Source organism: Pseudomonas sp. B21-047, from assembly GCF_024748775.1.
GTDB lineage: Bacteria > Pseudomonadota > Gammaproteobacteria > Pseudomonadales > Pseudomonadaceae > Aquipseudomonas > Aquipseudomonas capeferrum.
In genome coordinates this window covers 1756253-1768074 of the sequence record NZ_CP087169.1, presented here as the reverse complement: position 1 = coordinate 1768074, position 11822 = coordinate 1756253, and the positions used below count along the sequence as shown (strand labels likewise).

Sequence of the window (11822 nt, the reverse complement as noted above, 5' to 3'; positions counted from 1 at the left end):
TACCGTTTTTACCGCCCGCCTTGCAGGGCAAGTCACTCGATGGTCAGCGGCCCGACCATGCCGGCCTGGTAGTGCCCCGGCACGTTGCAGGCGAACTCGATGGGCGCCGACTGGCGGAAGGTCCAGGTAAGCTCGGCACGCTGGCCCGGTTGTACCAGCACGGTGTTGCCCGCGTCATGGCCATGGTCTGCGTGGCCCATCTGGCCGTGGTCCATCTGGCCGTGGTCCATGCCCTCGTGGTGCATGCCTGCGGTAAACAGCTTGCCCTGCATGGCGACCATCTGCTTCTGGTGCTCCGCGTGCATGGCCTTGTCGCCCAGGTTGAACTCGTGGGGCAACTTGCCTTCGTTGATCAAGACAAAACGCACGGTTTCGCCAGCTTTGGCGTGCAGGCGCTTGGGCTCGAACGCGATGTCCTTGAGCACGACCTCGACCGTGCGGGTAGCCTTGGCCGCCGGGGCCGGCTCGCCGAAGGCGAAGCTTTTGCCACCGTCAGCCAGGGCGGGCAGGCTCACCAGAGCAAGGGCGGCGGCGATGAACAGGTGTTTCATGATGACTCCAAAGTTTACAGCGGGGATAAGGCCACTTTAGAAAAGGCCGGCTGGCAACTACCTGACAGGAAGATTACAACTTTGTCAGCTTGGGCGGCGCGTGGGCGGCCCTTGATATAGTCACGTATCATTTCAGTCATCACACCGCCCGCACAGGGCTGCCTCCGATAGTGTGGACACCGCATGAAACTGTTGATCGTCGAAGACCAGGCCCGCACCGGCCAGTACCTCAGCCAAGGCCTGAGCGAAGCAGGCTTTGCCACCGAACTGGCGGCCGATGGCGAAACCGGCCAGCACCTGGCGCTAAGCGGCGATCACGACTTGTTGATCCTCGATGTCATGCTGCCTGGCCGCAACGGCTGGCAGATTCTGCAAGCCGTGCGCCAGGCCGGCCTGGACACACCTGTGCTGTTCCTCACCGCCCGCGATGCCGTCGAGGACCGCGTGCACGGCCTGGAGCTGGGCGCGGATGATTACCTGGTCAAGCCGTTCGCCTTCTCCGAACTGCTGGCACGGGTACGCAGCCTGCTGCGCCGCGGCGCCAGCCCCAGCCTGGACACCACCTTGAGCCTGGCCGACCTGCGCCTGGACCTGATCCGCCGCCGTGCCGAGCGTGCCGGCCAGCGCATCGACCTCACCGCCAAAGAGTTCGCCCTGCTCGAACTGCTGCTGCGGCGCCAGGGTGAGGTGTTGCCCAAGTCACTGATTGCCTCGCAAGTCTGGGACATGAATTTCGACAGCGACACCAATGTCATCGAAGTGGCGATTCGCCGCCTGCGCCTGAAGATCGACGACCCGCACGCCAACAAGCTGATCCACACGGTGCGCGGCATGGGTTATGTACTGGAGGAACGTCAAGATTGATGCGCAGGCTTTCCCTCGGCAGCCGCCTGGCGCTGTTGTTCGCGGCCTGCACGGCTGCTGTTTCGCTGGGTGCCGGCATCCTGTTCAACCGTGCCAGCGAACAGCACTTCATCGAGCTGGACCAACAACTGCTCGAATCACGCTTGTCGCTGTTTCGCACGCAACTCGCCGGTGTCGCCACACCCGCCGAGCTTGCGGCCCGGCTCCCGGCCCTGCGCGATGAGCTCAGCCACCAGGCTGACCTGGCCCTGCGCATCAGCGGTAAAGACGGCACACCGTGGTTCGACAGCCGCACGCAGTTGCCCAACACCACGCCGCCCTCCGGGCTTGCGACCTTGCACACGGACGGCACCGACTACCGCAGCCTGGCCATGCCCCTGAAGCCGGCCGACCCGCAATCCGCGCAGCTGACGCTGTACCTCGACATCACCCACCATCAACATTTTCTGCAGGGTATGCAGCGCTTGATCTGGCTTACCGTCGGCCTCTCGGCCCTGGCTACGGCGCTGCTCGGTGCCTGGGCCGTACGCCGCGGGCTACGGCCCCTGCGGCAGATGGGCCAGGTCGCCGCCAGTGTGTCGGCACGCTCGCTGACCACCCGTTTGCCAGTGGCGCAGATGCCGGAAGAACTGGCCGAACTGGCCACCACCGTGAATGCCATGCTGCAACGCCTGGACGATGCCTTCCAGCGCCTGTCGGCGTTCTCGGCCGATATCGCCCACGAACTGCGCACGCCGCTGTCCAACCTGCTGACCCACACCCAGGTCACCCTCACCCGCCCGCGCAGCCTCGAAGAGTACCGCGAGGCGCTGCATGGCAACCTGGAGGAGCTGCAATGGATGGCACAGATGATCAACGACATGCTGTACCTGGCCAAAGCCGACCACGGCTTGCTGGTGCCCGGTCAGGCTGCGCTGGCCTTGCACGAGGATGTGGATGCGTTGCTGGAGTTCTATGCCCCGCTGGCCGAAGACTCTGATGTAAGGCTGTTGCGCGAAGGCCAATTGCTGCTGCAGGGGGACCGCCATATGCTGCGCCGGGCACTGTCCAACCTGCTCGACAACGCCTTGCGCTTTACCCCGCCGGGTGGGCAGGTACAGGTGACGTTGGGGCCTGGTTCACGGATATGCGTCGCCAATACCGGGGCTGCGATCGAACCGGGTGCATTGCCACGCTTGTTCGATCGGTTCTACCGGGTGGACCCGGCGCGACGGGAAGGCAGTAGCGAGCATGCAGGTTTAGGCTTGGCGATTACCCGCTCGATCGTGCAAGCCCATGGCGGCAGCATTTCTGCGACGAGTGAAAACGGCTGGACGCGCTTTGTGATTGAGCTGCCTGAAGGTCGGTGACCGAGGGCGCAATGCGCCCCCAAACGCTCAAACAGCCCTCAAACCGCCAAGCCAATCGCCGGCTGCACCTGCGATGCCCGATAAGCCGGGTAAATAGTCGCCAAAAAGCTCATCACCAACCCCGCCGCACAGATCATCGCCACATCCCCCCACTGCAACTGCGAAGGCAGGCTGCTGATGAAGTACACATCCGAAGTGAAGATGTGCTGGCCGCTGACCCGCTCCAGCCAGCCCACGATCTGGCTGACATTGAACGCGGCAATCACCCCCAGCACACCCCCGATCAACGTCCCCACCACACCGATCAAGCTACCCTGGACCATGAACGTGCCCATGATCTGCGCAGGCGTGGCGCCCAAGGTACGCAGGATGGCGATATCCGGCCCCTTGTCGTTCACCACCATCACCAGCGTGGCAATGATGTTGAACGCCGCGACCGCGATGATCATCATCAGCAACAGGCCGATCATGGTTTTTTCCATCTTCATGGCGCTGAACAGGCTGCCCTGGGTATGCGACCAGTCATCGGCGCGGTAGGCATCGCCCAGGCCCGCGACGATGGCCTTGGACACCTGCGGCGCCGCATACAGGTCATGCAGCTTCAGCCGCACGCCCTGCACCTGGCCCGGTGCCCAGCGCTGCATTTCGCCCGCATCGGCGACGTGAATGTAGGCTTGCGAACCATCCAACTCGGCGCCAACCTTGAAGATGCCGACCACCGTCAGGCGCTGCATGCGCGGGGTGATGCCACCCGGTGCCTTGCTGATTTCCGGCACGATCAGGGTCAGCTTGTCGCCGGTGTTCAGGCGGAAACGGCGCGCACTCAGCTCACCGATCACCACGCCGAACTCACCCGGCTGCAGGTCTTGCAAACGGCCCTGGACAATATGCTGGCCGACAATGGAGACCTTGCCTTCCTCTGCCGGGTCGATGCCGCTGACCTGGATCGGCTGCATCGCGCCCTTGTACGAGAGCATGCCTTCCATCTCGGTGATCGGCGCGGCGGCCATCACTGCCGGGTCTTTCAGCGCGGCATCGGCGACCGTGCGCCAGTCGTCCAGCGGCTGCACGCCCAGGATGCTGGCATGCGGCACCAGGCCAAGGATGCGCGAGCTCATTTCACGCTGGAAGCCGTTCATTACCGACAGCACCACGATCATCGCCAGCACGCCCAGGGACAGGCCGATCATCGAAGTCATCGAGATGAACGAGATGAAATGGTTGCGGCGCTTGGCACGGGTGTAGCGAGCACCGATGAACAAGGGCAAGGGTCTGAACATGTAAAACACCCAATGAAAGAGTTGCGGGGCGGCTCAGGCCACCCCGTGCAGGCGGCTCAGATCGCCACCAGGTGACCGTCGTCGAGTTTAAGCACGCGGTCCATCTGGCGCGCCAGGTTGAGGTCGTGGGTTACCACCAGGAACGCCGTGCGCGAGGCGCTGGACAGCTCTTGCATCAATTCCTGAATACCCTGGGCGGTGTGGTGGTCGAGGTTGCCGGTAGGCTCGTCGAGCATCACCAGGCCCGGGCGGTTGACCAGTGCACGGGCGATCGCCACACGCTGGCGCTCGCCGCCGGACAGCTCGGCCGGCTTGTGCGTGAGCCGGTGGCTCAGGCCGACCCGCTTGAGCAGCGCCTCAGCGCGCTCACGGGCTTCCGGGATTGGCGTGCGGCCGATCAGCAGCGGCATGCAGACGTTTTCCAGCGCGGTGAATTCCGGCAGCAGGTGGTGGAATTGATAAACGAAACCCAGTGCCCGGTTGCGCAACAGGCCACGCGCACGCTCACCCAGGGCCGACAGTTCCTCACCCGCCAGCCAGACGCTGCCCTGGGTGGGCGTGTCGAGGCCGCCAAGCAGGTTGAGCAAGGTGCTCTTGCCAGAGCCCGAGCTGCCGACGATGGCCACGCGCTCACCCGGGTGCAGCTCCAACTGCAGGCCCGACAGCACCTGTACCGACTCCGGGCCTTCGTCGTAGGACTTGCCCAGGTTGCGGCAACTCAGAACGGCTTTATCACTCATGCGCGACTCACTCATAACGTAGCGCCTCTGCAGGCTGGGTGCGGGCCGCACGCCAGGCCGGGTACAGGGTGGCGAAGAAACTCAGGACCAGCGCCGCAGCGCAGACCATGTACACGTCATTGGCCATGATCTGCGACGGCAGGTAATCGATGAAATAGACGTCGGCGTTGAGGAACTTGTGCCCGATCAGCGTCTCAATGCCGGCAATCGCCGCGCTCACGTTGAGCGCTGCCAGGATGCCGACCACCGCGCCGATCAAGGTGCCGATCACCCCGATCACCGTACCCTGCACCATGAAGATGGCCATGATCTGCCCAGGCGTGGCGCCAAGGGTGCGCAAGATCGCGATGTCGCCGCGCTTGTCGTTCACCACCATTACCAGGGTGGAAATGATGTTGAACGCCGCCACCGCCACGATCAGCAGCAACAGCAGGCCGATCATGGCCTTCTCCATGCGGATCGCCTGGTACAGGTTGCCATGGGTGCGAGTCCAGTCACGGCTGTAGAACTCCTGGTCACCCAAGTGCTGGGCGATGTCCCAGGCCACGCGCGGTGCCTGGAACAAGTCGTCGAACTTCAGGCGCAGGCCCTGCACCTGGTTCGGCTTCCAGCGGTGCAGGCGGGACAGGTCGTTGATGTTGGTCAGACCCAGGTAACCGTCGATCTCGCCGGCGCCCACGTGGAAGGTACCGACCACGGTGAAGCGCTTCATGCGCGGGAACATGCCGGCCGGGGTCACACTGACCTCGGGGGCGACGAAGGTCAGTTTGTCGCCGATGGCGACACCCAGCTTGGCCGCGGCCTTGTCGCCGATCATGATGCCCCACTCGCCCGGCGCCAGCTGGTCGAGACGGCCTTGCTGGACGAAGTTGTCGATGATCGACACCTCGCGTTCGCGCGCCGGGTCGATGCCATTGAGCAGCACCTTCTGCACCTTGCCGTCATGGGTCAGCAGGCCCTGCATCTGGGTGAAGGGCGCAACCGCCACCACCTGCGGATTCTGCTTTACTTGTTGGGCAAGCGCAGGCCAGTCGTCAAGCGGCTGGCCGCTCTCGAGCGTGGCATGGGGAATCATGCCCAGCACGCGGGTACGCATCTCGTGGTCGAAGCCGTTCATGACCGAGAGCACCACGATCATCACCACCACGCCCAGGGCGAGGCCGATCATCGAGGTCAGGGAAATGAACGAGACGAAGTGATTGCGACGTTTGGCACGGGTATAACGCGTGCCGATAAATGCGAAAAGAGGTCTGAACATGTCGGGGCTTGTTCGGATGAAAGGGAACGTCCTTGTGGCGAGGCGCTTACGGCGGCTTTACACTCGGACCACCGCCGCTACCATGGGTTCGCCATGACGACATTAGACGAAGAAGATCGCCGCGAATACTACCGCATCGAAGATCAGATCGCACTTCAAATCAGCCCCTTGAGTGCGGCCGAAGCCCTTGAGCCAGAAGTGTTGCAGGATGATTCACCGCTGTTCAACCTGCTCAGCGAGCTGCACCTGTCCGACTTCGAAGCCCAGCACCTGCTGCGCCAGTTGAGTGACAAAGACCGCACCCTCGCGGCGTTTCTGCGGGCGCAGAGCAAACGCCTCGACCTGCTCAGCGCCGTGGTCGCGCAGACCCTCATCGGCGAAATAGGCCAGCCGCAGGCAGTGGTCATCTCCGAAGGCGGCATCGAGTCCAGCCAGGCCCAGCCCATCGCCCCCGGCACCCGGGTCAAGGTGAAGATGGTGCTGATGCCCCGCGCCCACGGCCTGCTGCTGCGCGGCAAGGTCAGCCACTGCGAGCCGCGCCCGGACGGCAGCTTCGAGGTCGGCACCGAATTCATCGACATGACCGACGCCCAGCGCCAACTGCTGGCCCGTTACATCCTGCAGCGCCAGCAACAGCAACGGCGCCAGCAACTGGAACAGAACGACCCTGCTTCCTGAGCCTTTCCCTTTGAATTGAAGGAACGAACGTGACCCTGATCTACGGCCATCGCGGCGCCAAGGGCGAAGCCCCCGAAAACACCCTGAACAGCTTCCGCCAATGCCTGTCCCACGGCGTCAATCGCTGCGAGCTGGACCTGCACCTGTCGGCCGACAACGAACTGATGGTGATCCACGACCCGACCCTCAAACGCACCACCGGCCGTCGCGGCAAGGTGGTCGAGCAGCTGGCGGCCGACCTCACCAAGATCGACGCGCGCAAGGGCGGCCCGGGCTGGGTGCAGCCCTGCCCCATCCCGAAACTGGAAGAACTGTTCGAAAAATGCGCTTTCGAGCATTGGCAGCTGGAGGTCAAGAGCGCCTCGCGCACCCGCGCCGCCAGCACGGTGCTGGCGATTCGTGAACTGGCCCAGCAATACGGCCTGCTGGACAAAGTCACCATCACCTCGAGCTCACGCGAAGTGCTGGGTGCTGCCCTGGAGCTGGTGCCGGACGTGGCGCGCGGGCTGGTGGCCGAATACGCCTGGCTCGACCCACTGAAGGTCGCGCAGAACTACGGCTGCGAGCTGTTGGCATTGAACTGGACACTGTGCACCCCCGAGCGCCTGCTCAAGGCACAGGGCCAGGGGTTGCACGTGTCGGTGTGGACAGTCAACGAACCGGCACTGATGCGCCGGCTCGCTGATTTTGGCGTGGACAGCCTGATTACAGACTTTCCCGGTTTGGCCAAGACCACCCTCGGGTAGGGCTGAAATCGGTCTCCCCGACCGGCTCAGGCCACCGGCCGGAGCCGCTTAAAAAAGCCGGTTCAGGCCGTCGTAGGCAGCTACCCGATAAGCTTCGGCCATGGTCGGGTAGTTGAAGGTGGTGTTGACGAAGTACTTCAGGTTATTCAGCTCACCCGGCTGGTTCATGATGGCCTGGCCGATGTGGACGATTTCCGAGGCCTGGTAGCCGAAGCAGTGCACGCCGAGGATCTCCAGGGTTTCACGGTGGAACAGAATCTTCAGCATGCCCTGCGGCTCGCCAGCGATCTGCGCACGCGCCATGCCTTTGAAGAAGGCCTTGCCCACTTCGTACGGCACCTTGGCCTGGGTCAGCTCTTGCTCGTTCTTGCCGATCGAGCTGATCTCCGGAATGGTGTAGATGCCGGTCGGCACGTCATTGACGAAGCGCCAGCTGCCATTGTCGACGATGCTGCCGGCAGCCGAACGGCCCTGGTCGTGGGCGGCACTGGCCAGGCTCGGCCAGCCGATCACATCACCGGCGCCGTAGATGTTCGGCACGGTCGTGCGGTAGGCCTCGTCGACCTCGATCTGGCCACGGCTGTTGACCTTGATGCCGATGTTTTCCAGGCCCAGCTTGTCGGTGTTGCCGGTACGGCCGTTGCACCACAGCAAGGCGTCGGCCTTGATCTTCTTGCCCGACTTCAGGTGCAGGACCACACCATTGTCCAGGCCTTCGACCCGCTCGTACTCCTCGTTGTGGCGTACGGTGATGTTGTTGTTGCTGAAGTGGTAGCTCAACGCCTGGGAAATTTCCGAATCCAGGAAGCTCAGCAACTGGCCACGGTTATCGACCAGCTCGACCAGCACGCCCAAGCCGCTGAAGATCGAGGCGTACTCGCAGCCGATCACGCCGGCGCCGTAGACGATCAGTTTGCGCGGGGTGTGGCTGAGGCTGAGGATGGTGTCGCTGTCGTAGACGCGTGGGTGATGGAAGTCGATGTCGGCCGGGCGATAAGGGCGCGAGCCGGTGGCGATGATGATGTGCTTGGCGTTTAGTTTTTCCACCACACCGTTGGGGCAGACCACTTCGACGGTCTGCTCGTCGGCGAAGCTGCCGGTGCCGAAGAACAGGTCGACACGGTTGCGCGCGTAGTAGCCGGTGCGCGAGGCGACCTGCTTGGAAATGACCTTCTCGGCGCTCTTTAGCACGTCCGGGAAGGAGAACCAGCGGGGCTCGCCGATGGCACGGAACATCGGGTTGGTGTTGAACTGCATGATCTGCCGCACCGAGTGACGCAGTGCCTTGGACGGGATGGTGCCCAAGTGGGTGCAGTTGCCGCCGACCTGGCGACGGCTGTCGACCATCGCCACCTTGCGCCCTGCTTTGGCGGCGTTCATTGCCGCGCCTTCTCCGGCCGGGCCGGAACCCAGCACCACTACGTCGTAGTTGTAGACAGCCATGCGTACTCCTTCAGAACTGGCCCGCGAGTCACGGTGGCTCGCGGGGCGCGATCATGTCGCCGGGGCGCCATGAGAAAATTCGGTTGCAGTCTAATCAAGCGTGAACGCCGCGCACATTAACCCTTGGTCGCGTCGTAGGCCAATTTTGCCTGCACTACATGTGGTTCACCGATTCCCTGGCGATCATCCATCCTTGCGCTTTCACTCGCCTTTCATTGCCCGCTCGAACGCAGGGGTGGTTCGGGAGACGAAGCCACCCTCGGCCCGAGTCACCAGCACAGCGGCAAGGTCATGGCTGATGGCGAAATCCCAGCCGCGCTCCGGCCCGAGGATCAGCAGCAGGGTCGAGTAGCCATCGGCCTGCAGCGCCGAGGCATCGAGCACGGTGACGGCGGCCAGGTCGTGCGCGACCGGGCGCCCGAGGCGGGCATCGAAGGTGTGCGAATAGCGCCGGCCATTCTCCTCGAAATAATGGCGATAGTCACCCGAGGTCGATACCGAAAGGCCATCCACCGGGATGACCTGGCGGGCGATCTGGCGGTCTTCACGGGGCAGCTCCAGGGCGATGCGCCAGGCGCTGCCATCAGGCTTGCGGCCAACGGCCTTGAGCTCGCCAGTGGCTTCGGCGATGAAGCTGGTAATACCCATGGCGCGCAGGCGCTCGGCGATCAGGTCGACGGCGTGGCCGGCGGCGATGCTGTTGAAATCCAGCTCGACGGGGGCGTCCTTGCACAGCGCCTGGCCTTCGATGCGCAGGTGCTGGTAGCCCACGCGAAGGCGCACCTGGGCCAGGGCTTGCGGGTCGGGCACCTGTTCGTGACGGGCCTGGGGGCCGAAGCCCCAGAGGTCGAGCAAGGGCTCGACAGTGAGGTCGAAGGCGCCGGCACTTTGCACAGCCAGGTGCTGGCCGAAACGGACCAGGTCGAGCATGTCGCGCGGCAGCGCCAGGCACTGGTTGGCCGCGAGCTGGTTGAACTGGCTGACGGTGGAATCGCTGCGATAGGTCGAGTAGTGCAGGTCGATCTCCTGCAGGATTGCCTCGACTGCCACCTGCACCTGGGCCGGGGGCGGGCCTGCGGGCTCGCGCACGTACTGGATGCTGTAGCTGCTGCCCATGGCAGGGCCGCCCAGGCGCTCCAGGGTCGGGCCTTGGTTGCAGGCGGTGAGGAGCATCAATGCCAGGAGAAGAACTGTACGCACATTCGCTTACTCGACTATCGGGCCGGCCTCTTCGCGGGGCAAGCCCGGACAACACAATAGTCAGGACAAAAAAACGGGAACCCGAAGGTTCCCGTTTTTTCATTGCCTTACAAGCGAATCAGCGCGGAAACGCTGGCGGGTTCACACCGGCCATGTCTTCCATCACGCGAACCACCTGGCAGCTGTAACCGAATTCGTTGTCGTACCAGACGTACAGCACAACGCGGTTGTCGTTGCAGATGGTGGCTTCGGCATCAACCACACCGGCGTGGCGCGAACCGACGAAGTCGGTGGAAACCACTTCCTGCGAGCTGACGTAGTCGATCTGCTTGTGCAGGTCCGAGTGCATGGCCGTCTGGCGCAGGTACTCGTTGATCTCTTCGCGGGTGGTGGCCTTTTCCAGGTTCAGGTTCAGGATGGCCATCGAGACGTTCGGCGTCGGCACGCGAATGGCGTTGCCGGTCAGCTTGCCTTTGAGCACTGGCAGCGCCTTGGCAGCAGCAGTGGCGGCACCGGTCTCGGTGATGACCATGTTCAGCGGCGCGGCGCGGCCACGGCGGCTGCCCTTGTGGAAGTTGTCGATCAGGTTCTGGTCGTTGGTGAACGAGTGAACGGTTTCGACGTGACCATTGATGATGCCGTACTGGTCGTTGACAGCCTTCAGCACCGGCACGATGGCGTTGGTGGTGCAGGAGGCGGCCGAGATGATCTTGTCATCAGCAGCGATTTCGCCGTGGTTGATGCCGTGCACGATGTTCTTCAGCGCGCCCTTGCCAGGTGCGGTGAGGATCACGCGGGCAGCGCCCGGGCAGGCCAGGTGCTGGCCCAGGCCGTCGGCATCACGCCATACGCCGGTGTTGTCGACGATCAGCGCGTTGTCGATACCGTACTGGGTGTAGTCGACTTCGCTCGGGCTCTTGGCGTAGATAACCTGGATCAGGTTGCCGTTGGCGGTGATGGTGTTGTTGGCTTCGTCGATGGTGATGGTGCCATCGAACGGGCCGTGCACCGAGTCACGGCGCAGCAGGCTGGCACGCTTGACCAGGTCGTTCTCGGCGCCTTTGCGCACGACGATGGCACGCAGACGCAGGCCGTCGCCACCACCGGTCTTCTCGATCAGGATGCGCGCCAGCAGGCGGCCGATACGGCCAAAACCGTACAGCACGACGTCGGTGCCTTTACGCGCCGAAGCGTTCTGCTGGCCAACCACGTCGGCCAGTTCTTCACGCACGAACTGCTCGGCGCTGCGGCCGTTGCCTTCTAGCTTGAACTTGTTGGCCAGCTTGCCCAGGTCGACCGAAGCGGCGCCCAGTTTCAGCTCGCTCATGGCCTTGAGCAGGGGGAACGTCTCGTGGACAGACAGTTCGGTCTCGTCGGCCTGACGATGACGCGCAAAGCGGTGTGCTTTGAGGATCGAGATAACCGAACGGTTGATCAGGCTGCGGCCATAAATCGAGCTCACCACGTTGTTGTTGCGGTAGAGCTGACCGATAAGCGGGATCATCGCTTCAGCCAACGCTTCACGATCAATCCACTCACCAAGACACTGGTCGGGCTTCTGAGTCACGGGAACCTTCCACATGTAGGGACAGAAAAAAGGGGCTACATTATGACGCCCCAACGCGGAACGGGCAATGAGCGCCTGTCGTGGCAGCCAGAGCCAGTGTTCATGGCCTTTGGAGCCTGACAGCGGGCACCGGCACCGGTACAATC

11 protein-coding genes are annotated in these 11822 nt (G+C 63.4%); 4 read left to right on the top strand and 7 right to left on the bottom strand.

Annotated elements, in window-relative coordinates; all coding sequences use genetic code 11:
* Nucleotides 1-32: 32 nt before the first annotated feature.
* The gene (locus tag LOY26_RS08090) at nucleotides 33-551 is read right to left on the bottom strand and encodes a cupredoxin family protein (RefSeq protein ID WP_258714566.1); all 519 of its coding nucleotides are present in this window, start codon (nucleotides 549-551) and stop codon (nucleotides 33-35) included.
* Nucleotides 552-734: 183 nt separating this feature from the next.
* Here LOY26_RS08090 and cinR point away from each other — a divergent pair, with 183 nt between their 5' ends.
* Entirely contained in the window at nucleotides 735-1415 is a 681-nt protein-coding gene (cinR, locus tag LOY26_RS08085) for a two-component system response regulator CinR (protein WP_033700385.1), read from the top strand.
* Nucleotides 1412-2764: a heavy metal sensor histidine kinase gene (locus tag LOY26_RS08080; RefSeq protein WP_202883655.1), complete on the top strand. Its 1353-nt coding sequence runs from the start codon at nucleotides 1412-1414 to the stop codon at nucleotides 2762-2764. Before cinR ends, LOY26_RS08080 begins: the two co-directional genes overlap by 4 nt.
* 38 nt (nucleotides 2765-2802) lie before the next feature.
* On the opposite strand, the gene LOY26_RS08075 is transcribed toward LOY26_RS08080, so the two are convergent.
* The 3 genes from LOY26_RS08075 to LOY26_RS08065 are packed head-to-tail and all read right to left on the bottom strand — an operon-like array spanning nucleotide 2803 to nucleotide 6042.
* Nucleotides 2803-4044 (bottom strand): lipoprotein-releasing ABC transporter permease subunit, encoded by a 1242-nt coding sequence (locus LOY26_RS08075; protein ID WP_033700388.1) that lies wholly within the window; start codon nucleotides 4042-4044, stop codon nucleotides 2803-2805.
* A gap of 56 nt (nucleotides 4045-4100) precedes the next feature.
* The gene (gene lolD / locus LOY26_RS08070; protein WP_177326495.1) at nucleotides 4101-4784 is read right to left on the bottom strand and encodes a lipoprotein-releasing ABC transporter ATP-binding protein LolD; all 684 of its coding nucleotides are present in this window, start codon (nucleotides 4782-4784) and stop codon (nucleotides 4101-4103) included.
* Between the two features lie 7 nt (nucleotides 4785-4791).
* Nucleotides 4792-6042, bottom strand: a complete 1251-nt coding sequence (locus tag LOY26_RS08065; RefSeq protein WP_033700392.1) for a lipoprotein-releasing ABC transporter permease subunit — start codon at nucleotides 6040-6042, stop codon at nucleotides 4792-4794.
* A 93-nt stretch (nucleotides 6043-6135) separates the two neighbouring features.
* On the opposite strand from LOY26_RS08065, the gene LOY26_RS08060 reads away from it, so the two are divergent.
* Together LOY26_RS08060 and LOY26_RS08055 are read left to right on the top strand one after the other, a co-directional pair.
* The gene (locus LOY26_RS08060; protein ID WP_186654052.1) at nucleotides 6136-6720 is read left to right on the top strand and encodes a PilZ domain-containing protein; all 585 of its coding nucleotides are present in this window, start codon (nucleotides 6136-6138) and stop codon (nucleotides 6718-6720) included.
* 29 nt (nucleotides 6721-6749) lie between these two features.
* The gene (locus LOY26_RS08055) at nucleotides 6750-7466 is read left to right on the top strand and encodes a glycerophosphodiester phosphodiesterase (RefSeq protein ID WP_258714565.1); all 717 of its coding nucleotides are present in this window, start codon (nucleotides 6750-6752) and stop codon (nucleotides 7464-7466) included.
* 48 nt (nucleotides 7467-7514) lie between these two features.
* Here LOY26_RS08055 and sthA read toward each other — a convergent pair whose 3' ends face one another.
* The 3 genes from sthA to LOY26_RS08040 all read right to left on the bottom strand — a co-directional run bounded on the left by sthA (nucleotide 7515) and on the right by LOY26_RS08040 (nucleotide 11691).
* Entirely contained in the window at nucleotides 7515-8909 is a 1395-nt protein-coding gene (sthA, locus tag LOY26_RS08050) for a Si-specific NAD(P)(+) transhydrogenase (protein ID WP_033700396.1), read from the bottom strand.
* A gap of 201 nt (nucleotides 8910-9110) precedes the next feature.
* Nucleotides 9111-10109: an FAD:protein FMN transferase gene (locus LOY26_RS08045; RefSeq protein WP_258714564.1), complete on the bottom strand. Its 999-nt coding sequence runs from the start codon at nucleotides 10107-10109 to the stop codon at nucleotides 9111-9113.
* A 118-nt stretch (nucleotides 10110-10227) separates the two neighbouring features.
* Nucleotides 10228-11691, bottom strand: coding sequence for a glyceraldehyde-3-phosphate dehydrogenase (locus LOY26_RS08040; RefSeq protein ID WP_033700399.1), 1464 nt, complete (start codon nucleotides 11689-11691; stop codon nucleotides 10228-10230).
* Nucleotides 11692-11822: the final 131 nt, after the last annotated feature.

What these genes read in the sequence shown, in the direction of transcription:
- LOY26_RS08090 (WP_258714566.1), bottom strand. Translation starts at nt 551, where the DNA reads ATGAAACACCTGTTCATCGCCGCCGCCCTTGCTCTGGTGAGCCTGCCC.
- cinR (WP_033700385.1), top strand. Translation starts at nt 735, where the DNA reads ATGAAACTGTTGATCGTCGAAGACCAGGCCCGCACCGGCCAGTACCTC.
- LOY26_RS08075 (WP_033700388.1), bottom strand. Translation starts at nt 4,044, where the DNA reads ATGTTCAGACCCTTGCCCTTGTTCATCGGTGCTCGCTACACCCGTGCC.
- lolD (WP_177326495.1), bottom strand. Translation starts at nt 4,784, where the DNA reads ATGAGTGATAAAGCCGTTCTGAGTTGCCGCAACCTGGGCAAGTCCTAC.
- LOY26_RS08065 (WP_033700392.1), bottom strand. Translation starts at nt 6,042, where the DNA reads ATGTTCAGACCTCTTTTCGCATTTATCGGCACGCGTTATACCCGTGCC.
- LOY26_RS08060 (WP_186654052.1), top strand. Translation starts at nt 6,136, where the DNA reads ATGACGACATTAGACGAAGAAGATCGCCGCGAATACTACCGCATCGAA.
- sthA (WP_033700396.1), bottom strand. Translation starts at nt 8,909, where the DNA reads ATGGCTGTCTACAACTACGACGTAGTGGTGCTGGGTTCCGGCCCGGCC.
- LOY26_RS08040 (WP_033700399.1), bottom strand. Translation starts at nt 11,691, where the DNA reads ATGTGGAAGGTTCCCGTGACTCAGAAGCCCGACCAGTGTCTTGGTGAG.